This window comes from Xanthomonas hortorum pv. cynarae (genome assembly GCF_002939985.1).
In the GTDB taxonomy this organism is placed as follows: domain Bacteria; phylum Pseudomonadota; class Gammaproteobacteria; order Xanthomonadales; family Xanthomonadaceae; genus Xanthomonas; species Xanthomonas hortorum_D.
In genome coordinates this window covers 161,603-184,598 of sequence record NZ_MDFM01000002.1, presented here as the reverse complement: position 1 = coordinate 184,598, position 22,996 = coordinate 161,603, and the positions used below count along the sequence as shown (strand labels likewise).

The 22,996-nt window shown below is 65.3% G+C and carries 15 protein-coding genes; 4 read left to right on the top strand and 11 right to left on the bottom strand.

Annotated features, from left to right (window positions below; genetic code table 11):
- Positions 1-242: 242 nt before the first annotated feature.
- From XcyCFBP4188_RS02215 to paoA, 4 genes are read right to left on the bottom strand one after another with little or no spacing between them, the layout of a single operon-like run.
- Positions 243-1,289, bottom strand: a complete 1,047-nt coding sequence (locus tag XcyCFBP4188_RS02215; protein WP_006448861.1) for an XdhC family protein — start codon at positions 1,287-1,289, stop codon at positions 243-245.
- Positions 1,286-3,493, bottom strand: coding sequence for an aldehyde oxidoreductase molybdenum-binding subunit PaoC (paoC, locus tag XcyCFBP4188_RS02210; protein ID WP_006448862.1), 2,208 nt, complete (start codon positions 3,491-3,493; stop codon positions 1,286-1,288). Before paoC ends, XcyCFBP4188_RS02215 begins: the two co-directional genes overlap by 4 nt.
- 1 nt (position 3,494) lies before the next feature.
- Positions 3,495-4,445 carry an FAD binding domain-containing protein gene (locus tag XcyCFBP4188_RS02205; RefSeq protein ID WP_006448863.1) on the bottom strand — a complete coding sequence of 317 codons (951 nt, stop codon included), beginning with the start codon at positions 4,443-4,445 and terminating at the stop codon, positions 3,495-3,497.
- Positions 4,442-5,101: an aldehyde dehydrogenase iron-sulfur subunit PaoA gene (paoA, locus tag XcyCFBP4188_RS02200; RefSeq protein ID WP_257608171.1), complete on the bottom strand. Its 660-nt coding sequence runs from the start codon at positions 5,099-5,101 to the stop codon at positions 4,442-4,444. Before paoA ends, XcyCFBP4188_RS02205 begins: the two co-directional genes overlap by 4 nt.
- Before the next feature lie 358 nt (positions 5,102-5,459).
- Here paoA and XcyCFBP4188_RS02195 point away from each other — a divergent pair, with 358 nt between their 5' ends.
- A complete protein-coding gene (locus tag XcyCFBP4188_RS02195) occupies positions 5,460-7,025 on the top strand; it encodes a sensor domain-containing diguanylate cyclase (protein WP_257608170.1) in 1,566 nt (521 codons plus the stop codon).
- 202 nt (positions 7,026-7,227) lie between these two features.
- Here XcyCFBP4188_RS02195 and XcyCFBP4188_RS02190 read toward each other — a convergent pair whose 3' ends face one another.
- The 3 genes from XcyCFBP4188_RS02190 to ssb form a co-directional block, all read right to left on the bottom strand.
- Positions 7,228-10,545, bottom strand: a complete 3,318-nt coding sequence (locus tag XcyCFBP4188_RS02190; RefSeq protein ID WP_160113171.1) for an amidohydrolase family protein — start codon at positions 10,543-10,545, stop codon at positions 7,228-7,230.
- 98 nt (positions 10,546-10,643) lie between these two features.
- Positions 10,644-12,842: a TonB-dependent receptor gene (locus XcyCFBP4188_RS02185; protein ID WP_104591552.1), complete on the bottom strand. Its 2,199-nt coding sequence runs from the start codon at positions 12,840-12,842 to the stop codon at positions 10,644-10,646.
- Between the two features lie 310 nt (positions 12,843-13,152).
- On the bottom strand, positions 13,153-13,677 hold the full coding sequence (gene ssb, locus XcyCFBP4188_RS02180) for a single-stranded DNA-binding protein (protein ID WP_006448868.1): 525 nt from the start codon (positions 13,675-13,677) through the stop codon (positions 13,153-13,155).
- A gap of 273 nt (positions 13,678-13,950) precedes the next feature.
- On the opposite strand from ssb, the gene XcyCFBP4188_RS02175 reads away from it, so the two are divergent.
- Complete coding sequence (locus tag XcyCFBP4188_RS02175) at positions 13,951-14,949, top strand: polyprenyl synthetase family protein (RefSeq protein WP_043907352.1); 999 nt, start codon at positions 13,951-13,953, stop codon at positions 14,947-14,949.
- 201 nt (positions 14,950-15,150) lie between these two features.
- On the opposite strand, the gene murD is transcribed toward XcyCFBP4188_RS02175, so the two are convergent.
- The 4 genes from murD to XcyCFBP4188_RS02155 are packed head-to-tail and all read right to left on the bottom strand — an operon-like array spanning position 15,151 to position 20,944.
- Positions 15,151-16,560 carry a UDP-N-acetylmuramoyl-L-alanine--D-glutamate ligase gene (gene murD, locus XcyCFBP4188_RS02170; RefSeq protein WP_043907354.1) on the bottom strand — a complete coding sequence of 470 codons (1,410 nt, stop codon included), beginning with the start codon at positions 16,558-16,560 and terminating at the stop codon, positions 15,151-15,153.
- Positions 16,541-17,896 carry a UDP-N-acetyl-alpha-D-muramoyl-L-alanyl-L-glutamate epimerase gene (gene murL / locus XcyCFBP4188_RS02165; RefSeq protein ID WP_006448871.1) on the bottom strand — a complete coding sequence of 452 codons (1,356 nt, stop codon included), beginning with the start codon at positions 17,894-17,896 and terminating at the stop codon, positions 16,541-16,543. Before murL ends, murD begins: the two co-directional genes overlap by 20 nt.
- Entirely contained in the window at positions 17,893-18,351 is a 459-nt protein-coding gene (locus XcyCFBP4188_RS02160) for a hypothetical protein (RefSeq protein WP_006448872.1), read from the bottom strand. The genes murL and XcyCFBP4188_RS02160 overlap by 4 nt, the downstream gene beginning before the upstream one ends.
- Positions 18,335-20,944, bottom strand: a complete 2,610-nt coding sequence (locus tag XcyCFBP4188_RS02155; RefSeq protein WP_104591551.1) for a bifunctional aspartate kinase/diaminopimelate decarboxylase — start codon at positions 20,942-20,944, stop codon at positions 18,335-18,337. The genes XcyCFBP4188_RS02160 and XcyCFBP4188_RS02155 overlap by 17 nt, the downstream gene beginning before the upstream one ends.
- A 182-nt stretch (positions 20,945-21,126) precedes the next feature.
- On the opposite strand from XcyCFBP4188_RS02155, the gene XcyCFBP4188_RS02150 reads away from it, so the two are divergent.
- Together XcyCFBP4188_RS02150 and XcyCFBP4188_RS02145 are read left to right on the top strand one after the other, a co-directional pair.
- Positions 21,127-22,005, top strand: a complete 879-nt coding sequence (locus XcyCFBP4188_RS02150; protein ID WP_006448874.1) for a PhzF family phenazine biosynthesis protein — start codon at positions 21,127-21,129, stop codon at positions 22,003-22,005.
- Between the two features lie 31 nt (positions 22,006-22,036).
- The gene (locus tag XcyCFBP4188_RS02145) at positions 22,037-22,918 is read left to right on the top strand and encodes a PhzF family phenazine biosynthesis protein (RefSeq protein WP_006448875.1); all 882 of its coding nucleotides are present in this window, start codon (positions 22,037-22,039) and stop codon (positions 22,916-22,918) included.
- The last annotated feature ends 78 nt before the right edge of the window (positions 22,919-22,996 follow it).

Here is a 22,996-nt window from a genome sequence, read left to right as displayed (position 1 = left end):
TCGGGCCAGAAAATCGCTGTATCCGTGCATCCACGCAGCGATTCGGCGGATCAGTAGGCAAGCGCTGTTTAACCAACCTGGACCTTACATGCTGACGAATCTAATGCATGCCTATAAATGCATATTAGAAATAATTCGAATCAAGCAACGCGTGGATTGGATGAAATTCGGCGCTTCCGCTTTCAAGCAACCATCGGATCTGGAACGCTCGTGCACCAATTTAAGCGCAGCGACATATCGCGTTACGCAACACGCGCATCAATACCGCGAGCCGTCGCGTCACTTACTGCGGCCGCTTGCAGATCGGCCACTGCCTGAGTGGCTTCGGCGACGATGCCGAGCGCGATAGTGTGCGGCGACGAGCGCCCCATCCGCCAGCCGGCGGGTAGTCGTACACGCGCCAACGCTGCATCGTCGTGGCCGAGCGCACGCAGTGCCTGCAGACGCGCTTCGCGTTTGTGCCAGCTACCCAGAATGCCGATACAGGCAACATTGGATGCGAGCCCACGATGCGCGACCTGCAGATCGATATCGCTGTCGTGGGCCAGGCTGTACAACGCGCTGTCTGCATCCAGCACCAGATCCTGCAACGCCTCGCTCAACGCACGGCGATCGTAGTGTTCCGGGGCCAGGCCAGGCGGTGGTTCGCTGGGGCCATGCGGTCGCAGCACGCGCAGCTCGATGCCCATCTGGCTGGCCAGGGTCACCAGCACCAGCAGCGCAGGATCGGCGCCGACCAATATCAATCGCAATGGCGGCCGATGCGTGCGCAGGAATTCGCTGGCACGCGCATCCTGCGTATTCGCCGGGTAGCGCACTGCGCCGGACTCTCGATCCAGCGCGACGTGGAACGCGCGGCGATGCTGGCGCGCATTGCGCCAGCGCGCCAGATGCTCGCCCAGATCCGGCACCGGCCAGACCAGCACGCCGATGCGTCCGCCGCAGCTGAGCTGGATGTCGAGCACCTCGCTGCCCTCGCCGTAATCGAGCCAACGCGGCTGGCCGTCGCACAGTGCCGCGATGGCTTCGTGCGCCACCGCCGCTTCCACGCACCCGCCGGAGACATAACCGGCCACCCGGCCGTCTGCGCTGATCGCCATCTCGCTGCCCAACGGACGCGGCGACGAGCCTTGCACATCGATCAGCGTGGCGATCGCCACGCGCTGCCCTGCCCGATGCCAGGCGGTGAGCGTAGGCAGCAAATCGTCGTGCAACGCATAGCTCGGCCATGCCGGCCATGCCGGCTCGGCCGGCGGCGCATGCGCGACCGGGGCCACCAACGCACTCACGCGCGCAGCAACTCGGGCATGTGCGGCAGCAGCTTGTCGAGCGTGACCGGATAATCGCGCACGCGCACGCCGGTGGCGTTGTAGACCGCATTAGCGATGGCCGCAGCGACGCCACAAATGCCCAACTCGCCCACGCCCTTGGCCTTCATCGGCGAGGACATCGGGTCGCTTTCTTCGAGAAAAATCACTTCCTGATGCGGGATGTCCGCATGCACCGGCACTTCGTAACCGGCCAGGTCGTGATTGACGAAAAAGCCCAATCGCTTGTCGACCGCCAGCTCTTCCATCAAGGCGGCACCTGCGCCCATGGTCATGCCGCCGATCACCTGGCTGCGTGCGGATTTGGGGTTGAGAATGCGTCCGGCGGCGCACACCGCGAGCATGCGCCGGATGCGCACCTCTGCAGTGGCGATATCCACGCCGACTTCGACAAAGTGCGCGCCGAACGTGGAGAGCTGATGCGTCTTGGACAAATCACCGAACTCGATCTTGTCTTCCACCACCAACGCACCGTTGGCCGCCGCATCACCCAGCGCGATCCGCTTGCCGCCTGCGCGTACATGGCTGTCGGCGAATTCGGCCTTGGCCGGGTCCAGACCGAGTTGCTTGGCAACGGCTTCGCGCAGCTTCACCGACGCTGCATACACGCCGGCCGTCGAGCTATTGGCGCCCCACTGACCGCCGGAGCCGGCCGATGCCGGGAAGCTGGAATCACCCAGTCGCACATCCACCCAATCCAGCGGTACGCCCATCATTTCCGCAGCGGTCTGCGCAATGATGGTGTAGGAGCCGGTGCCGATATCGGTCATGTCGGTTTCCACCACCACGCGCCCGCCCTGCTCCAGGCGCATGCGCGCGCCGGAGGTCATTGCCGGTGAATTACGGAACGCCGCTGCCACACCCATGCCAACCAACCAGCGACCATCACGGGTGCTGGCCGGCTTGGCCTTGCGCTTGGACCACTCGAAACGCTTGGCGCCGTCTTCCAGACACTTGACCAACTGCCGCTGCGAGAAAGGACGCCGCGGATTTTCCGGATCCACCTGGGTGTCGTTGACGATGCGGAACCTGACCGGATCCATGTCGAGCTTTTCGGCCATTTCGTCCATGGCCACTTCCAGCGCCATCAAGCCCGGTGCTTCGCCGGGCGCACGCATGGCGTTGCCTTCCGGCAGATCCAGCACGGCCAGACGCGTGGCGATCAGGCGATTGGCACCGGCGTACAGCAACTGGGTCTGCGCAGCGGCGTTCTCGGCACCGCCCTCAGGCAAATCGCCGGACCAGCTTTCATGTGCAATCGCGGTGATCTTGCCATCGCGCTGCGCACCGATACGGATGTGCTGCAGGGTGGCCGGGCGATGCGTGGTGTTGTTGAAGATCAGCGGCCGCGGCAACATCACCTTGACCGGGCGCCCCACCTGGCGTGCAGCCAACGAGGCCAGCACCGCATCGGCGCGCAGGAACAATTTTCCACCGAAGCCACCACCGATATACGGCGACATCAAGCGGACGTTTTCGCGCGGAATCCCAAGCGTTTTCGCCAGATCGCCAGCGCCCCAATCGATCATCTGATTGGAGGTCCAGACGCTGAGCCTGTCGCCTTCCCACATCGCGGTCGATGCGTGCGGCTCCATCATCGCGTGCGCATGGTCGGGCGTAGTGTATTGGGCGTCCAACTGCACCGGTGCGGCGGCGAAGGCGCCATCGAAATTGCCGACCGCGCTATTCGGCGCGTCGTCTTCCTTGGTGACCTTGGCGCTATCACGTACCTTTTCCAGATCGTAGGCGCCAACATGGCGACCGTAATCGACCTTGATCAGCTGACCCGCCGCACGCGCCTGTTCGAACGTCTCAGCGACCACCACGGCGATCGCCTGATGGTAGTGCTGGATCTCGGGGCCACTCAGCAGTTTTGCGGTATTGCGCGAGCCCTTTTGCAGCTTGCCGGCGTTCTGCGCAGTGACAATCCCGAGCACGCCAGGCGCATTGCGTGCAGCGCTCAGATCGATACTGCGGATGGTGCCTTTGGAGATGCCTGCACCGATGACATGGCCGTAGGCCGCGCGAGCAGGCAGGTCGTGGTGTTCGTACGCATACGGCGCCTGGCCGGTGGTTTTGAGCGGACCATCGATGCGATCGACAGGCTTGCCGACGACCTTGAGTTGATCGATGGGATTGGTACCGGCGGGAGTGTCGAATTTCATATCAGGCCCTCGTGTCGGCCAGGATCGCGGTCAAGGTGCGCTCCACCAGCGGCAGCTTGAATGCATTGTGTTCGGTCGGCTGTGCGCCATCGAGCAGCACAGAGGCGATGGCACGCGCACCTTGGCGCGACTGCGCTTCGGCGGCTTCGCTGCGCCACGGTTTATGCGCAACGCCACCCACACCCACACGTGCGCTGCCGTCGCGCTGCACGACTGCTGCAACCGACACCAATGCAAACGCATACGACGCGCGGTCGCGCACCTTGCGATAGACATGCGTCCCGCCAATCGGCTTGGGCAAGCTCACCGCGGTGATCAGCTCGCCGCGTTCCAGCACGGTTTCCAGATGCGGTGTCTTGCCGGGCGCGCGATAGAACTCGGACAACGGCACGGCACGCGTCTGCCCATCGGGGCGTACTGCTTCCACCACCGCATCCAGCACGCGCATCGCAATCGCCATGTCGCTTGGATGGGTGGCGATGCAGTCTTCGCTGACACCGATCACTGCAAGCTGACGGTTGAAACCGCCGATCGCCGCGCAGCCGCTGCCAGGCAGGCGCTTGTTACACGGCTGATTGGTGTCGTAAAAATACGGGCAGCGGGTACGCTGCAGCAGATTGCCGGCAGTGGTCGCACGGTTGCGCAACTGCCCCGAAGCGCCTGCCAGCAAGGCACGCGACAACAGCGCGTAATCGCGGCGCACGCGCGCATCTGCGGCCAGATCGGTATTGCGTACCAATGCGCCGATCCGCAGGCCACCCTCCGGCGTAGCGTCGATCGTGTCCAGGCTCAGGCCATTGACATCGATCAGGTGCGAGGGGGTTTCGATCTGCAGCTTCATCAGATCAAGCAGGTTCGTACCGCCTGCGATGAACTTGGCACCCGGCTGACGCGCAGCCTTGGCTGCTGCATCGGCTGGCGAAGTGGCGCGCTCGTAGCTAAAGGCCTTCATGCGCGGTCTCCGGCGACATCATTGATCGCGTCGACAATGTTGGAGTACGCGCCGCAGCGGCAGATATTGCCGCTCATGCGTTCCTGCAGTTCGGGAGTGGTGAACCTGGTCTTGCCGGTGAGATCTTCAGTGACGTGGCTGGGAATGCCGCGCTTGACTTCATCCAGCACTGCCACCGCCGAACAGATCTGGCCCGGCGTGCAGTAGCCGCATTGATAGCCATCGTGCTTGACGAACGCGGCCTGCATCGGATGCAGCTTGTCGGGCGTGCCCAGTCCTTCGATGGTGGTGATCTTGCCGCCCAGATGCATGACGGCCAGCGACAGGCAGGAGTTCATGCGCTGCCCACCGACGATGACCGTACACGCACCGCACTGGCCGTGATCGCAGCCCTTCTTGGTGCCGGTCAGGTGCAAGTGCTCGCGCAAGGCGTCCAGCAACGTGGTGCGATTATCCAACGTCAATGTCACCGGCTTGCCGTTGACCTCGAACGCAACCTGGCTAGACGCATTGGCCGGTTCCACCGCTTGACGCTGCGACATCGCATTGGCGGCAGTCGCCGCCATCGACTGAGTTGCGGCAACGCTGGCTGCCGACGCCGTGCCAGCGATCAGTACCTCGCGACGGGTCATCTTGATGTCTCTCATGGCTGGCATCTCCAACAATGCTGGCTTATTCAGTTCTTAAACAATGTGAAGCGTGGCCGGTCACAAGCGCGTGAGTAAGTGCCATCGGCGCGGGCTTGAACACGGAGGTTAAACACAGGGATGGACCGAGTTTAGTGCCGGTCTATGCGCACATTGGCGACATGGGGTGCATGCGCCTATGAACCTCGCTCATCATTGCGGCCAGGGATTTCACGACGTGTTCGCATACGCGCGCGAGGCGTGTTTCTCGTCATCCAACCACACGCCTGGTCGCTCGCAAGCAAGCCGGACAGTGCAATCGTGGTCGATCAAATGATGGCTGCCGAGCACATGCGGTGACAATCACAGATTGGTGCAGTGCTCTTGAATGCCGTACAGCTGCGGTCCAGGGCGACGCGTACGCTGGCACACCCATTGCAGGGTCTTGGTGTCCAGACAGGTAGCCACCGTGACATCAGTCAGCAAGCAGCGGCGACAACGTGCACAGCGCATTGCGCTGCATTTCGTGCTGATCGCCTCATGGCTGCTACTGCTGGGTTCGGAGTACTGGTCGATCCACGAGGAACGCGCCACCGCGTTGCGCACCGCCGAAGCGCAGTCCTTGAATCTGGCCAACTCGCTTGCGCAACATGCCGGCGACACCATGGCGATCGCCGATGCGGTGTTGTCGGGTCTGGTTGCGCGGGTAGAACACGATCAGGCCTCGGCAGCCGCGCGATCAGCGATGCATGGATTTCTGGTGCGCGAGGCACGCCGCTCGGATCGGCTGCATGGCATTTTCATCTACGCCGCAGATGGCAGTTGGGTGAGTTCGTCGTTGAACAGCGCACCTAGAAAGCAGAACAATGCCGACCGCGCCTACTTCAAATATCACCGCGATCATCGCGATGCCTTGTCGCTGGTCGGCCCGCCCGTCCAAAGCCGTTCCGATGGCAGCTGGGTGATTACCCTGAGCCGGCGACTCAACACGCCCGGTGGCGAGTTTGCAGGGGTGGTGTTGGTCACGCTGCAACTGAAGTATTTCCAGAACTACTACAGCACTTTCGAAGTGGGCCCCAATGGCACGATCGGCATCATCAACGACGATGGCATCGTGCTGGTACGCCGGCCCGACAAACAGGGCGTGATCGGCACCTCGATCGCCGGCACCGCGATCTACGTCAACATCCGCGCGCACAAACACGGCACTGCGACCTATCGCTCACCGATCGACGGTGTGAAGCGCATTTCCAGCTTCGCTCCCGCACGCCCGTATCCGTTGACCGTGCTGACCGGTGTGTCGGTGGACGATGCATTGGCAACCTGGCGGCAATCCGCACGCCAGCGGATCGTGATCGCCATGCTGGGGTTTGCACTGTTGCTGGCGGTCGGCCTCTGGCTGGATCTGCAATTGCGCCGCATGCATCGCAACGAAGCCAAACTCAGCTCCGAAGCCTGGGTGGACGCGCTGACCGGCATCGCAAACCGGCGTGCATTCGACTACCGGCTGTCGCGCGCGCTGCAGGACGCGGTGCGTCTGCAGGCGCCGTTGTCGGTGCTGATGATCGATGTGGACCATTTCAAGCTCTACAACGACACCTATGGTCATGTGAACGGCGATGCCTGCCTGCGTTTGATTGCGCGTGCGATCGCCGAGTGTTCGCGGCGCAGCGACGACGTTGCCGCGCGCTATGGCGGCGAAGAGTTCGGCATGATCCTGCCGCATACCGACGCTGCCGGCGCGCTGCGCTTGGCCGATGCCGTGCGCAGCGCGGTCGCCGGGCTCGGCCTGATGCACCTGTCCAGCCCCACCAGCGCGCACGTCACCGTGAGCGTGGGCGCGGCGACGTTCGAACCGGGCGAAGCGCCGCGCACCCCGGATGCGTTCGTGCACGACGCCGATTCGGCGCTGTATCGCGCCAAACAGAATGGGCGGGATCGGACGTCGGCATGAGCGAGCAATCGCACGCGTCAGATGCCAACAAGCACGGCAATCGGTGCACAGTTTTTTTCATCCCTTTTCGACACGGTGATCCGCGAAGCAGGCACCAACAAGGCCACTTCTACAGCAGCGTCCGGCCGACTCTCACCGCAGAGATTGGCAACGCCATCGTGGGATTCCCCCGGCCAGAAATAGTTGGCCTGCCAAGCTAAACCTAGTGCAATGCGTCGCCGTGATGCCAGAGCGCGGGAATTCTGCTTTCTCGAGGCCAGAGTTCATCCAGCGTCGGCACCTTGCGCAAACGGCCGCCCAGCATCACCGCGTCGATCTTTTGCGCGTTGCGGATATCCAGGCGCGGGTCGGCCTGCAGGATCACCAGATCGGCCAGCTTGCCCGCCTCCAGGCTGCCCAGTTCCGCACCGCGGCCGATGCTGCGCGCACCACCTAGCGTGGCCGCCTGCAATACCTCGACCGGGGTCATGCCACCCTCCACATGCGCCTGCATTTCCCAGTGCAGACCGGGTCCGGCGATCTCGCCATGCGAGCCCATCGCCACCAGCCCGCCCGCACGCTGGATACGCGCCACGTCGCCGGCGATACGCGGATAAAGCATCAGCGACGGATCGATCCAGCGCTGCGACTGCACCTGCTGCATGGCCACCTCGTACGGCCGCGTTACGCGGAACGTGGCATCGCCCAGCGGCCGATCGCGAATGACGTAGTTGTTCTGCGCCGCAGGGCCACCGTTGGCGATCATCAGCGTTGCGTCGTAGCTTGTGCCACTGCGTGCCATCAGCTCGATCACGTCGCGGTACAGCGGTGTTGGCAGTGCGTGTTCGTGCCCGGCATAGCCGTCCATGACCTGATTGAGATCGAGTTTCAGCGCCAACGAGCCCTCGCTGGTGGGGCGCATGCCCAGCTCGTGCGCCGCCTGCACCAGCCACTGACGCTGGCGGCGATTGCCGACCAGATACTGTTTGACGGTGCGTGTGCGGTAGTGGTCGCGATAACGGCGAAGCAAGGCGCGCGCCTCATCCAGCGAGGCGATGCGGTTGAACGAGAACATCGCCATGCCGGTAGTCGGCGCGCGCGCACCCACCACCATGCCGGCATCGACCATATCCTGATAGGCCAGCATATCGATGCTCAGCGACGATGGATCGAAGGCGGTGGTAATCCCGTAAGCCAGTCGCGCGCGCAGGCCCCAAGGCCGCATGTCGAGCAGGTCGCGGCGAAAATCGGCGACGTGGTCGTGCACATCGATCAGACCCGGAATGATGAAGCGCCCGCTGACATCGCGCAGTTGCGCGCCGGCCGGCACTTCCACGCTGCCGCGCGGGCCGATCGCGGGGATGCGTCCATCGCGCACCAACAGGTCGGCATCGGCAATGGCCTCATCGCCACGCTGCGTCAGCGCGGTGGCGCCACGCAGCAGCAGCGTACCGTGGGCCACATCGCGCGGGACGTCCACCCTGACTTGCACCATTTGCGTGTTGCGCCCTGGCGTTGGCACGTCTGCATCCCAGCCCGGCGCATCGGCAGCATGCAGCGCAATGTCGGCGCGCGCACGGCGGTAGACGCTGGAACCGATCGACCAGGTCATCGTGCGGCCGTCCGCACTCCAGGCAAAGTAATCGGCGCCAACGTCGGTGATGCGCCGATGGCGCATGCCCGGCGCCAGCAGATCGACCGTTGTTCCTTTCTTCGGCACCGGCAGCAGATGCAGCTGCTGGGCGACCTGGGCCAGCAACCACTGGCCGTCGGGACTGATCCGCAGGTCGTCCACCGGGACGCTGCCGTCCTGGAAGTACCAACCCGGCCCCTTCACCACGATGGGTGCATCGGCAAGGCCGCTGCGCAGATCGATGCCGAGCAGGCCGCCGCTGCCCATCGCGTAGACGCGATCGGCATCCGCACCGAAGTGCAGCGTGCCGCCCAACGTCCCGCGATGGAGGATCCTGGCCTGGCCGCCCTGCGCCGACAGCCGTTGCAGCTGCGCCTCACGCACGCTGCCAAACACCATCGAGGCCTGCATGCGTGCCACGTTGTCGGAGGCCACCACCAGCACGTCGCGCCCATCAGGCGTGAACACCGGATGGGTGTAGTACGCGCCGGGCCCGTGGCTGAGCTGGCGCGGCGCGGCGGCGCCGGGCGCCAGTGCCCAGACCTGGCCACCCTCGCCGCCTTCCCAGGTGACGTAGGTCAGCGCCTTGCCATCCGGCGCCCAGCTGGGATGGAAGGCCGGCACATCGCCGGTGGGCAGCCGCTTCGGCAGCGCGCCATCTTCCATGTCCATCAGATAGAGCGCGCCCAACGCGGAGAACGCCACCCGCGTGCCGTCCGGCGACACTGCAGGATCCTGGATCAGACGCGCCTGTACCGGGCCGGTGTCCTGACGGATGTCGGCGCCAGTCAGTGGCCCCAGCTCCAGGTCGACCGACGCGATAAACGGAATCGCGCGCGGGGCCTCACGATCCAGCGCGATGCGCTCGAAGCGGCCGTTGCGGCTCAGCAGCAGCGCACGCCCGTCGCGACTGAAGGCATAGCGCGGCACCAGATCCTGCCAGCTCTGCGCCTGGCTCTGGTCGTGCGCGATCGGGAAGGCAATCCAGCGGTCCTCGCCGGTGGCGAGCGTGCGCAGGCGCAGACCGGTCTGGCCCTGCTGGCGGGTGGCATAGGCCAGCTGCTTGCCGTCCGGCGAGAGCCGCGGGCTGAAATAGGTACCGGGAAACGGCCGGCGCCCCGGAACGCCGGGCACCGGCAAGATCGTCTCTTCCTTGCCGGTCGCCAGATCGCGTCGCACGATCGACCACAGCTCCAGCTCGGCACTGTCCTTGTCACCGCTGCGCCGCGCAGCATAGAGCTGCCTGCCATCTGGCGACACCACCGCGCCCAGCGTGCTCTGCTCGCTGCCGGCGCCCTCCGCGCGGACCGGTGCGACCAGACGTTCGCTGCAATCCAGTCCGTAACGCCACAGCTCGTAATCGTTGACCGACCAGCGGAAGCGGCTGGCGTACAGGGCGCTGCCGTCGGGCGCCCAGGCCGGCGACACCAACACGGTATCGTCGTCGCCGAACGTGAGCTGCTGCGCATCGCGCCCATCGGGCCGCATGCGCCACAGATTTTCCGCACCGCTGCGGTCGCTGACGAAGGCGATCCACCGCCCGTCCGGCGAAAACGTCGGCTGGCTGTCGAAGCCCAAGCCGCGGCTGATCGCCTTGGCCCGGCCGCCGTCGGCGTCCAGCGTGTACAGATCGCCGAGCAGGTCGAACACCAGCCGGCCATCGCGCGGCGACACGTCCAGCCCCATCCAGGTGCCTTCATCGGTCTCGAAGGCGATGCGGCGCGTGGCCTGCAACGGCAGCGTCTGTCCCGGCGCCTGCTGCGGGCGCGGCACGCTGGGCGCCGCGGCTGTACCTGCAGCATCGGCCAGCCACGGTAGCGGCAGGTGCTCGGCGGGATCGTGGGCCAGCGCGGCAGCGGCCGCGATCGACAGACAGCCCATCAGGCCAAGACCGAACCACTGACGCACGCCACGCTCCTTCATCAAGGCGCCACCCTCGTCAGGCGGCGTCGGATCATGCCAGAGGCCTGCGCGGTTGCATTGCGCCGGCCGGTTTCAAGCACGGCTCACAGATCGATCGAGAACGAAACGGTGAACGTGCGCGGCGCGGCCAGGACCAGATAATTCGCACCCGAAGCGCCACCGACCGATGACCAAAAGCTGCGGTCGAACAGGTTGTCCACGCGCGCACGCACGCTCCAGGCCTTGCCGGCGGCCTGGAACGCATAGCGCGCGCCCAGGTCGAAACGCGTCCAGGACGGAATTTCCAGCACGTTGACCGCATCGGCGTATTGACGATCGGTATAGACCGCGCGCCCGTCGACCGTCAGGCCCGGCAGCGCAGCGATATCCCATTCCAGGCCCAGATTGGCCTGTTTTTCCGGCACACCGAGCACGTCGTTGCCTTCGTTCACGCCGTCCTGGGTCTTGTTGTAGCCGGCATCCAGCAACATGATGCCGCCCAGTGCGCGCAGGCCGTCGATCGGCTGGCCGTAGAAGCTCAGCTCCAGGCCCTGGTTGCGCTGTTCGCCGTCGCTGGTCAGGCGTGCGTTGCTGACGATGGTATTGGGCTGGTTGATGCGGAACAGCGCCGCGGTTGCGCCGTAGCTGCCGGCGTCGTACTTGGCGCCTACTTCGAACTGCTTGGACTTGAACGGCGCCAGCAGTTCGCCGGCGTTTTCCAGCGGCGTGCTGCCGGACACGGCAGGCACCTCCTGGCCGGGCAACAGCGCTTCGGCGTAATTGGCATACAGCGACACCGCACGGCCGAACTTGAAGACGACCGCGCCGACCGGCGTCACCACGCTGTCGCTGTAGCTGCTGAGTTGCGCGCCGGTGTTGTAGTCGTAGCCGTATTGCTCCAACTTCTGGTGGCGTGCGCCCAGTGTCAGCAGAATGCGGTCGTCAGCGAAGGTGAGCGTGTCGGCGATGGCGACGCTGCGGATCTGGTTCTTGCTGGTGGTCAGCGGCTCGAACAGCACGCCACCGGGGAACAGGCCACCCAGCGGCGCCACCGCCACCGGGTCGTACAGCGTACCGACCGCCGTGCCGTAGCCGCCGAACGCAAAGGCATTCTTCGAGTCCAGCTTGAAGGCCGACGCCGATGCACTCAGGCGATGACCGACGCGGCCGGTGTCGAACGTCGCGCGGATGCCGACATCGCCAGTGGTGACCTTGTCTTCCCGGTAGTTGTCGAAGCGGCCGGTGTTCAAATTGCCGGCGGCATCGGCGTTTGGATTCGCCAGCACATTGTGCTCGTCGCTGTCGCGCATGCCGATCGCCGCCCAGGCCATGACGCTGTCGGTCAGGTCGTATTCGGCACGGATCACGCCGAAGGTGTCCCGCTCTTGGGCGAAGGTCCAAGGCTGGGCGAAGTTGGTATCGGCATCGGGTGCGATCGGAATTCCACCCACCGGAGTGATGCTCGGACGCGGACGGTCGGTACGCTGGTCCTGCCAGCCGATGTCAGCCGACAGGCGCAGCCGCTCGCCACGATAATCCACGCCCAGCGAACCCATGCCGAGCTCACGATCCTCGTCGGTGGCATTCTCGCCATCGCGGCGGGCGAGGTTGGCGCGCAGCCCCCAGGCACGGTCCGGGCCGAAGCGGTAGGACGCATCCGCCGCGGCATACACCTGGCCGCCGGTTTCGGTGCCCAGCGTCAGCCGGGTGACGTCGTTCTCGCCCGCACGCTTGGGCACCAGGTTGAACGCGCCACCGACCCCGCTGCCGCCGGGTGCGGCGCCGTTGATGAAACTGTTGGCCCCGCGAAACACTTCCACCCGCTCCAGGAACTCGGCCGCCACGTATTGGCGCGGCAGCAGGCCGTACAGGCCGTTGTAGCTCATGTCGTCGGAGAACACGGGGAAGCCACGCACCACATACAACTCCTGGAAGTTGCCGAACCCACGCGCCACCCGCACCGCCGGGTCGTTCTGCACCACGTCGGCCACGCTGCGCGCCTGCTGGTTGCGCATCAACTCGGCGGTGAAGTTCATGCTGTTGAACGGCGTGTCCATTACGTCGAGGTTGCCGAACAGGCCGACGCGGCCGCCGGTAGCGACCTGGCCGCCGGCATAGTCGGGCGGCAGTTCGACCTGCGAACCGTCGGCAGTGACAGTCAACGTGTCGAGCGTCTTGGCAGTGTCGAGGGGCGTTGCAGCTTGCTGCGACCACGCGATCGGCGCGGCGCAGCAACAGGCGATGGCAACGGCAAGTCGCGCGCGCGGACGCAGCGACAGGAAATGCGGGACATGGGCGCGCATGCAGGGGACCTGGTCAGCTTGAAGTGAGACGCTGGCTGGGGACGCGGGTTCCCTGGCTGAGTAGCCGTCCAGAAGCACGCAGACGACGGGCAATTATTGCACCTTTCGCCTGGCGTACCGAGTTGATGATATCGGTGTGGGCAAGACGTTGGGCATCGGCGTTTGGGTTCGGCCTGCCTTGGCTAGACCACCGCGGCTGCACGCCACGGGCATGTACTCAGCGCGCGCGACAGTCCCGCGTCGACAGCAAAAATCCCGGCAGGCGCAAGCCCTTACCGGGATTTTATTTACATCGAGAGACTATTAAAAATTAGAACGGGATATCGTCATCCGCAAAGTCATCCATCGGCGGCGCGGCCTGCTGCTGGGCCGGCTGCTGACGACGCGGTGCGTAATCCTGACCGCCGCCCTGACCACCACCACCGCCACCTTGCTGCTGGCGCGGAGCCTGCGCGCGCTGCGGGCGATCGCCGCCCATGCCGCCGCCACCGCCGCCTTCACCACGGCCGCCGAGCATCTGCATCTCGTTGGCGACGATGTCGGTGCTGTACTTTTCCACGCCGTCCTGGCCGGTGTATTTGTCGTAGCGCAACTCGCCTTCGATGTACACCTGCGAGCCCTTGCGCAGGTACTCACCGGCGATTTCGCCCAGCTTTCCGAAGAACACCACGCGGTGCCACTCGGTGCGCTCCTGGTTGTTGCCTTCGCGGTCCTTGCGCATGCTGGTCGTGGCCAGGCTCACGCGGGTGATCGCCATGCCGGCCTGGGTGTACTTGGTGTCGGGATCGTTGCCGAGGTTGCCGACGAGGATGACTTTGTTGATGCCGCGGGCCATAGATATTTCCGAGATGGTGCGCCGGCGCCAATGGGGCGCGGCGGTGAATGTCTTGGCGCCAATGTTACCGCACTCCCCGCGCGCGACACCGGCGCGTTGGCGTACCTGCGGGCCGGGGAATACCGCGCGGACAGGTCGGGATCCGGCATCTGCGCGCCATGCCGGCATCAAGCGCCATAAGGGTTTGCGCCCGATGTGAAGGCCGGCGGCAGCGCCGGCGGGACGGATCTGGCCCAGGCACCTATAATCCACGTACATCACGAACGCCTGCGCATGACCATCGCCGAAGACCTCCCCACCGTTCTGGGCCTGCCCCAGATCCAGTCCCTCGCCGCGCCCGACATGGCTGCGGTGGATGCGTTGATCCGCCGTCGTCTGGCGTCGGACGTCGTGCTGATCAACCAGATTGCCGATCACATCATCTCTGCCGGCGGCAAACGCCTGCGTCCGATGCTGGTGATGCTGGCCGGCCACGCCGCTGGCGGCTCCGGCCCGGAGCACCATCAGCTGGCGGCAATCGTCGAGTTCATCCACACCTCCACGCTGCTGCACGACGATGTGGTGGACGAATCGGATCTGCGCCGTGGCCGCAGCACCGCCAATGCGCTGTGGGGCAATGCGCCCAGCGTATTGGTGGGGGATTTTCTGTATTCGCGCAGCTTCCAGCTGATGGTCGAGCTGGACCGCATGGAAGTCATGCAGATCCTGGCCGATACCACCAACCGCATCGCCGAAGGCGAGGTGTTGCAGCTGTTGCACGTGCACAACCCCGACACCGACGAAGCCGCCTACCTGCGCGTGATCGAGCGCAAGACCGCAGTGTTGTTCGCCGCTGGCACGCGCCTGGGCGCACTGGCCTCGGGCGCAGATGCGCACGTGCAGCAACGCCTGTACGACTACGGCATGCAGTTGGGCTTCGCCTTCCAGATTGCCGACGACGTGCTCGACTACGCCGCCGACGCCACCGACCTGGGCAAGAACCTCGGCGACGACCTGGCCGAAGGCAAGGCCACCTTGCCGCTGATCCACGCCATGGCGCACTCGGATGCGACCACCAGGGAGCGCCTGCGCCAGATCGTCGAACAAGGCGATGCCGGCGCAATGCCCGAAGTGCTGGCGGCAATCCACGCCACCGGTGGTTTGGACTACAGCCGCCAGCGTGCCGCCGAATATGCCGCCGCCGCCGAACAGGCGTTGGATGGCTTGCCAGCCAGCCCTGCGGTTGCCGCACTCCGCGGCCTGGCGCGTTACGCCGTGGAACGCACGCATTGATCGAATGGCGTTGGCGCCGCACCGGTCGCCAACGCCTTCGTTGAAGAAATCCTCTAGCGCAGGGAATGCGTAGTTGGCTGCGCGCAGGCCCTACAGGCACACGGCGCCAACGCACTCGCCAGAGTGAAGCGGATGGACGAAACCGCGCCTGGTGCGAATGTTGTGATGCGCTGCTCGGCACCTGATCGGTGCCGATTGAATCTACTGCACGCCCAATCCAGGAATCGCACTGATCGCGGCCGGGTCGAACCCCGCCAGCTGTGCGAAGTGCCGGCCGCGCGCGACGTAATCGCGATACGCGCCGAAGCTGGGCGCCCCTGGCGATAGCAACACCACCCCGCCCTGCTCGCCCAGTGCATCGCGCGCCAGCTGCATGGCGTGCTCCAGATCGTTGGCAGCATGCAAACCGAAGCGACCGGCTTCCGCCAACGGAGCCAGCAGCGCATGGATACGCGGCCCATTGGCACCCATGGTGACGATTTCCAGCGGGGCGTGATGCGCCATCTGTTCGGCAAACTCATGCCAATCAAGCCCGCGATCGTGTCCACCGACCAACAAGGCCACGCGACGCTGCGCAAAACACGCCAGCGCCGCCAACGAGGCATGCGGCGTAGTGCTGATCGAGTCGTTGACGTAGCTGATGCCATCCACGCTGCCAAGCAACTGCAAGCGGTTCGGCAACGGGCGAAACGTCAGTGCGGCCGGCGCCAGCGCTGCCGCATCCAGACCCAGCGCTTCCACGGCCGCCAGCACAGCACACAGGTTGCGCCGATTGTGTTCGCCCGGCAGCGGCACATCGGCGGTATCGAAGATTGCCTGTTCGCCGCGATAGACCACATCGCCGCGCAGATGCCAGCCGTCGGGATGGTTGAACCAGCGCACCTGGCTATCGGGCAACTGCAGCTGCGTCAGATACGGGTCGGCAGCGTTGAGCAAGGCAATGCGTGGGCGGCCTTCGGTGACCAGCGACAGCTTGTCGCGCACATAGCGCGCCTCGTCGCCATGCCAGTCCAGATGCTCGGGAAACAGGTTCAACACCAGTGCCAGCTCGGGACGCGCGCCGCTGCGCCCGACTTCGCCGGTCTGGTAACTGGACAACTCAATCGCCCAATACACCGGTGGCGGCTGTGGCGCCAACACTTCCAGTAGAGGTTGGCCGATATTGCCGACCAGCGCGGTGCGATGCCCGGCCGCGCGCAGCAGATGCGCCAGCAACGCGGTGGTGGTGCTCTTGCCTTTGGTGCCGGTGACACAGATGGCGCCGGGCACGCTGCCGTCAGGCTGCGCGTGTTCAGCAAACCACAACGCGGTGCCGCCGATGAACTGCGTGCCGTACTCGGCTGCCGCGGTTTGCGCTTGCGCGCCATACGGGCTGATACCGGGCGACTTCACCACGATGTCGAACCGGCCCAGCGCCTGCGCGCTGGCATCGGTTTCTACGTGCAACGCGGGGTCGGCCAGCGCATCGAGCTCGCGCGCTTCTTCGGCGTTGCAGAACACCGTCAGCGATTGCGTAGGTAGCACGGCGCGCAGCGCGTGATACGCCGCGCGTCCTTCGCGCCCCCAGCCCCATAACGCAACCGCCCTGCCCTCAAGCTGCGAAATTCGCACGCACGCGCTCCCACAGCGCCGACGGAATACGGTGCTCGCCATCGATGGCCATCAACGGCTCCAGCTGCAGCTCCTGCTGGTCCAGTTGCGGCTGTATCTCACGGCTGAAGCGCATCACCAACGCGTCTTCCTTCCACTCGGCACGGCTGGCCAGCACCGCCATCGCCGCGCGCGATTCGCGGCCTTCGCCGACGCATTCGAACGGCTTGTGATCTTCGAATTCCAGCAGCGCATCGTAGCCGCCGGCCTGCGCGGGATCGTCGAGCAGGTTGCGCCCGAAGATATTGACCAGGCGCGTCTTCGGCATGAACGGGGCCAACGCCAGAAACACGAAATGGCACTTGGGACACACCCCGCACCAGCGATGCACCGGGCGCTCGCCCATGATGTGGAAGTTGCGGTTGCAGCTGGAAAAATGCGCGTCGTAGTGGTCGGTCTTGGCGAACTGACGCGCCACCGCCAACTCCGACAACGGCCGCAGCAACGAGTAATAACGCAGATCCGCCGCAACATGCCGCTGCACGTAATCGCCGAACGCCTGCTCGAACGCCCAGCCCTTGGACCACTGGTGATTGACCTCGCCAGTGCCGGGAATCTGGCTGCCATAACTGGCCGAACGTTCGTTGGAAAACACCACCTGATCCACGCCGTTGAGCAACGCAGCCAACACAAGAATCGCCGAGTTCACCGCGGTGACCGGAATATGCCCGTTCCACGCGCCCTGGCGATTGAGTTCGAACAGCTCCGATGCAAGCACGCGGCCGATATTGAGCAGCGGCAAACCGGTGCGCTCGGCGCAGGCGCGGATCAGCTGCGAGCCGCCGATCCAGCTCACGGTCTGCTCGATGCCGGCATGCCGCAGCGCTTCGATACTGACCAGCGAATCCTTGCCGCCACCGATGGCGACCAAGGCATGCTCGCGCAGGCCGATCGCAGGCGCATCGCCAGCAGTTTGTGTACCGACCGGAAAGTGGATCTTGCCGTGCAGGTTCAAGCCATTGCGATAGGCGAACTCGCCCAGGCCATGCAGGTAAACGCTCTCCACCAGCGCAGCGGTCTCGGCATCGATGGCGTAGTCGTCGATCTGGATGGTCGGCGGCACCGCGGCCTTGAAATAACTCACACCCGCGATGAGATGCAGGATGCGCAGCGCCTGCTGCACGGCAATGGCGTGCGCACCGTCCAGCACGAACGGAGCGCCCGGTATTGCAACGGTCTCGACCAGCTCCGGGCCTTGATCGAAGGCATACACCAGCGTCGCTACGCCGGTCTGCGCATCCAGTGCGCAACGCACGAAACGAAAGGTGGAAATCTGGTGTTTGTCGAAAGCGCTCATGGACTACCTGCAGGAACACGTACGCGACGCAGATAACGTCGGCACAGGACATATTCAATCATGGAAAACGGCACCGCGGCCCACAGCAGGGGCAGGCACCCGAACAGCACCGCCAGCAACAGCACATCCAGACGTCCGGCCGTTGCACCGCCAGACACCGCGAAGGCAATTGCAAGATACAGCGCCACCGCCGGCACATAGCTCAGCGCACTCAACAGCACCGTGCGCACCGCCATCCCGCCACTGCGACGCGTGGGAGCCGGCGCATCGCCTCGACGTTGCCAACGCAAGGCCAACCACGCACCGATACCGGCGGCGACCAGTGCCGGCAGCGCCCATTTGAGCGTATCGGACCACAGCATGCCAAAGCTCAGTTGTTGGAGCGCGGTGGCGAACATCATCGCAACGCCACCGGCCAGCGTGCTGAGCGCGATGAACTCAGCCTGCGGGCGCATCGATCACCTCTTCGCGCGGCAATTCGCGCTGGTTGTAGGTGCTGGCCATCGAATACCCGTAGGCACCGCTATCGGCCACCAGCATCACATCGCCCGGCGCGGTGGCGGCAGGCAGACGACGACGCTTGCCGAACACATCGGAGGATTCGCAGATCGGCCCGACGATATCGAATGCGCCATCGGCAGGCGCGTCGAGCTGGCTGAGGTTTTCGATGTCGTGCCAGGCGTCGTACAGCGCGGGGCGGATCAGCGTATTCATGCCCGCATCCAGGCCCACGCGCTGCACGCCATCCTTCTCGATCACCTGGGTCACCTGCGCCAGCAGCACGCCGGCTTCGGCCACCAGGTAACGGCCCGGCTCGATCGCCAGCCGGTAGCCCGGATGCACTGCCTTGACCTCGGCCAGGCCCTTGGCCCACAGCTCCAGATCGAACGGTTCGTCCTCGGCGCTGTACGGAATCGGCAAGCCGCCGCCGATGTCGATGGTTTCCACCGTGCCAATGCGGCGCGCAAAGCCGGCCAGTTCGTCGTACATCATCCGCCAGTGTTCGCCAGTCTCCACGCCACTGCCCAGGTGCGCATGCACGCCGGTGATGGTGACTTCGAGCGTGCGCGCCAGTTCGACGAACTCATCCACGCGCGTGGAGGACAGGCCGAACTTGGACGCCTTGCCGCCGGTGTTGACCTTCTCGTGATGCCCGTCGCCATGCCCCAGGTCGATGCGCAACCACACGTTGCGGCCACGAAACACCTCCGGCCAGCGCCGCAACGCTTCGACGTTGTCCACGGTGACGGTCACGCCCAGCGCAAAGCCGGCTTCGTATTCGGCCTTGGGCGCAAAGCTCGGGGTGAACAGCACGCGCCGCGGCGAAAGCTCGGGCAAGGTGTCGAACACGCGGCGCAGCTCGCCATGCGAGACGCATTCCAGACCGAAACCGGCCTGCTCCAGCGCCATCAGGATCGCCGGATGCGCATTGGCCTTGATCGCGTAATAGCGCTGGTCCACTGCGGCAATCTGCGCCAGTGCATGCGCCCGCGCACGCACCGTGGGCAGGTGATACACGTAACGCGGCGTACCGGCTTTTGACAGAGACAATAGATGCGCGCGCTCGGCATGCCACCACGGTGTTGGCCGCGGGCGCACCGAGCCGATGATCTCGCGCCAGCGCGGGCCGAACACCTCGCCTTCGCTCACCGGCATCGCGCCGCTATCGATCAACTCCGCATGCAGGATCGGCAGCAGGCCATCGGCATCGGCTTCGTCGATGACGAAGGTCAGGTTCAAGTCGTTGGACGACTGCGAAATCATGTGCACGCGTTCCTGCCCGAACGTGGCCCACACATCGGAGAGCTTGTGCAGCAGCGAGCGCATGCCACGCCCGACCAGGGTGATTGCCGCGCAAGGAACAATGATCTTGACCTTGCAGATCTGCGACAGATCGGCCGACAGCGCCGCCAGCACATCGGTGTTGACCAGGTTCTCGGACGGGTCCAGCGACACGGTGACATTGGTCTCGGCCGAACCGATCAGATCCACCGACAACCCATGCTTCTTGAACAGCGTAAACACATCGGCCAGGAAGCCGACCTGCTGCCACATGCCGATGCCTTCCATCGACACCAACACGATCCCGTTGCGGCGGCTGATCGCCTTGACGCCCAACACCGGCTCCGCATTGCCGTCGATGCTGGTGCCCGGCAGATCGGGGCGCTCGGTGTCCAGGATCGCCATCGGCACGCCGGAATCGCGGCATGGTTTGATCGAGCGCGGGTGCAGCACCTTGGCGCCGGTGGTGGCGATTTCCTGCGCTTCGTAATAGTCCAGGCGGGTCAGCAGCCGCGCATCCGGCACCTCTTTGGGATTGGCGCTGAACATGCCGGGCACGTCGGTCCAGATTTCCACCCGGCTGGCGCCAAGCAGCGCACCGAAATACGCCGCCGAGGTATCCGAACCGCCACGCCCCAGAATCGCGGTGCCGCCATCTGCGTGCCGCGAAATGAAGCCTTGGGTGATCAGCAAGCGCGTGGGCTGCGCATCGAAACGCGCGCGCCAGTGCGCATCGGACTGCCACTGGCAGGACACCGACAGGCGCTTGGACCATTCGCTCTGATTGGGCTGCGGCGGCAATGCCGACAGCCACTGGCGCGCGTCCAGCCAGCCCATGTCCAGGCCATTGGCATGCAGATACGCCGCGCCGATGGTGGAGGACAGCAACTCGCCCTGCCCCAGCACCTCGGCCTGCCAGTCCAGCGTGCGTGTTGCCGCGCGCGCATCGCCCAGCAAGGCATGCAGTGCGGCGAGTCGCTCGCCCAGCACCGCATCGGCGTCCAGTTCCAGCTCGGCCAGGAATTCGCGATGACGCTGCTCCAGCGCGGCCACGCGCTGTGCGCTGTCGGCGGCGCCATCGGCAATCGCGGTGAGTTCGTTGGTCACGCCCGACAGCGCGGACACCACCACCAGCACGCGGCCGCCGGTCTCGTTCGCCCGTTTGCTCGCCAGTGTTCCAATCGTGTCCCAGCGATGACGACGCGACACCGAGGTGCCGCCGAACTTGAGGACGATCCAACGATCGGTAGTGTGGGGAGCTGACATTGAGATAGGCGTTTAGAATGGGGGAAAGATGCCCGGTACGCCGGGCGGAACCTCCGATTCTACTGCCAATATCGCCCGCATGATCCCGGGTGCGATCACAGCACGCCGAGCGCCGCGTCCACTGCCGTAACGGTTTGCGCTGCAACCATCGCCGCGCATTCCATCGACCTGAATTCCCCCCCATGAGCAAGTACCGCTACCTGCAACTGGATGTCTTCGGCGGCCAATACGGCAACGGCAATCCGTTGGGCGTGGTCCTCAACGCGCAGACGTTGTCGTCCGCGCAGATGCAGCAGATGGCCGCGTGGCTGAACCTGTCGGAGACGATCTTTTTCCTGCCGGTCAGCGCGCCCGATGCGGACTACCACATCCGCATCTTCACGCCGCGCGCCGAGCTGCCATTCGCCGGCCACCCCAGCGTGGGTGCGGCATGGGCCGCGGCAACGCACGGGCTGGTCGCGTTCAAGCCGGATGGCCTCATGCGCCAGCAATGCGCGGCGGGCGTGTTGCCGGTGCAGGTGATCGACCGGCATGGCGCACTGCTGGTGCGGTTGCGGGCACCACGCGCGCGGGCGATCGCGACCGGCGAGGTGCACGCCGCAGCGTTGCGCGCAGCCTGCACAGGATTGCGTGTGCCCGAACATCCGGCAGCACTGTGGAACAACGGCCCGAACTGGTGGCTGTTGGAACTGGCCGATGCGCAGGCGGTGCGCCAGGCAACACCCGACCTGGCTGCCATCACCCGCCTCACCCAGGCCAGCGCAGCCACCGGGCTGGCCATTTACGCGCCGGATCCCCATGGCGACGCCGACCTGGTGGTGCGCGCATTTTGCCCCGGCGACGGCATTCCGGAAGATCCGGTCACCGGCAGCGCCAACGCGTGCATCGCCGCGCGCCTGCACGGCGAAGGTCGTTTGCCGGGCACCGCCTCGCGCTATGTCGCCAGCCAGGGCCGCGAGGTCGGCCGCGATGGGCGCGTCCACATCGACGTCGATGACGAAGGCGAAGTGTGGATTGGCGGAACGACGCGACAAGTGATCGACGGTCGTATCGATTGGTAAGCTGCCGCGCCTTGCTCGCAGAGTTTCCCTCATGACCACACGCCGCTTCCTGCAACTGGATGTGTTCTCCGCCCGCCCCGGCAGCGGCAATCCGCTGGCCGTGGTGCTCGATGCCGAAGGCCTGGACGACGCGGCGATGCAGGCGATCGCACGCTGGACCAAACTGCCGGAAACCACCTTCGTGTTTGCGGCACCGGATGCGCACAGCAGTTATCGGCTGCGGATGTTTTCGCCGCAAAAAGAGGTGCCGTTTGCCGGCCACCCCAGTGTCGGCACCGCGCATGCGGTCCTGGAGGCCGGCCTGGCCGCGCCGCACGATGGCGTGCTGATCCAGGACGGCATCGCCGGCCAGCTACCGTTGCGCGTGGAGCAGATCGACGATCACCGCAGCATCGCCATCCGCACCCCGCGCGCGCGCGTGGCCGAGCAGGTGCAGGCCGATGACCCGCGCCTGCGCGATGCCCTGCGCGGCTGGCCGCTCGGCAGCCTGCCGCCTGCACTGATGGACGGCGGCCGCACCTGGTGGGTGGTGGAGCTGGCCAGCGAGGCCGCGCTGCGTGGTCTGCAACCGGAGTGGGAGGCAATCGCTGCGCTGGCCGAATCCACCGGCAGCATGGGCGTGTTCGCCTACGCGCGCGCCGCCGCGCCGGGCGCCTACGACCTCGCCGTCCGCGCCTTCGTCGGCAACGGCCGCCGCTTCGAAGATGCCGCTTCCGGCGCGGCCAATGCGGTGCTCGCCGCATGGCTGGACAGCCGCCAGGCACTGCCGGGCAAGGCGCGACGCTATGTGGTCAGCCAGGGCCGCGAAATCGGCTTCGATGCCTTGCTGGAATTGCGCATCGATGCCGACGGCGATGTGTGGTCCGGCGGCCAGGTGCAGACGGTGATTCGCGGGACGCTGGATTGGGCGTGACACTTAAGCGAACGGTGCCTTACATCAACCGGCCCGTTACCGCTCGACGCTGATATCAAGCTGCAATGACCTCGTCCG

Bases quoted from the DNA above. Each gene is read 5' to 3' on its own strand.
- XcyCFBP4188_RS02185 (WP_104591552.1), bottom strand. From the start codon at position 12,842: ATGCGCGCCCATGTCCCGCATTTCCTGTCGCTGCGTCCGCGCGCGCGA.
- XcyCFBP4188_RS02155 (WP_104591551.1), bottom strand. From the start codon at position 20,944: ATGTCAGCTCCCCACACTACCGATCGTTGGATCGTCCTCAAGTTCGGC.
- XcyCFBP4188_RS02195 (WP_257608170.1), top strand. From the start codon at position 5,460: ATGCCGTACAGCTGCGGTCCAGGGCGACGCGTACGCTGGCACACCCAT.
- murL (WP_006448871.1), bottom strand. From the start codon at position 17,896: ATGAGCGCTTTCGACAAACACCAGATTTCCACCTTTCGTTTCGTGCGT.
- XcyCFBP4188_RS02175 (WP_043907352.1), top strand. From the start codon at position 13,951: ATGACCATCGCCGAAGACCTCCCCACCGTTCTGGGCCTGCCCCAGATC.
- ssb (WP_006448868.1), bottom strand. From the start codon at position 13,677: ATGGCCCGCGGCATCAACAAAGTCATCCTCGTCGGCAACCTCGGCAAC.
- paoA (WP_257608171.1), bottom strand. From the start codon at position 5,101: ATGCCAGCCATGAGAGACATCAAGATGACCCGTCGCGAGGTACTGATC.
- paoC (WP_006448862.1), bottom strand. From the start codon at position 3,493: ATGAAATTCGACACTCCCGCCGGTACCAATCCCATCGATCAACTCAAG.
- XcyCFBP4188_RS02160 (WP_006448872.1), bottom strand. From the start codon at position 18,351: ATGCGCCCGCAGGCTGAGTTCATCGCGCTCAGCACGCTGGCCGGTGGC.
- XcyCFBP4188_RS02150 (WP_006448874.1), top strand. From the start codon at position 21,127: ATGAGCAAGTACCGCTACCTGCAACTGGATGTCTTCGGCGGCCAATAC.
- XcyCFBP4188_RS02145 (WP_006448875.1), top strand. From the start codon at position 22,037: ATGACCACACGCCGCTTCCTGCAACTGGATGTGTTCTCCGCCCGCCCC.
- XcyCFBP4188_RS02205 (WP_006448863.1), bottom strand. From the start codon at position 4,445: ATGAAGGCCTTTAGCTACGAGCGCGCCACTTCGCCAGCCGATGCAGCA.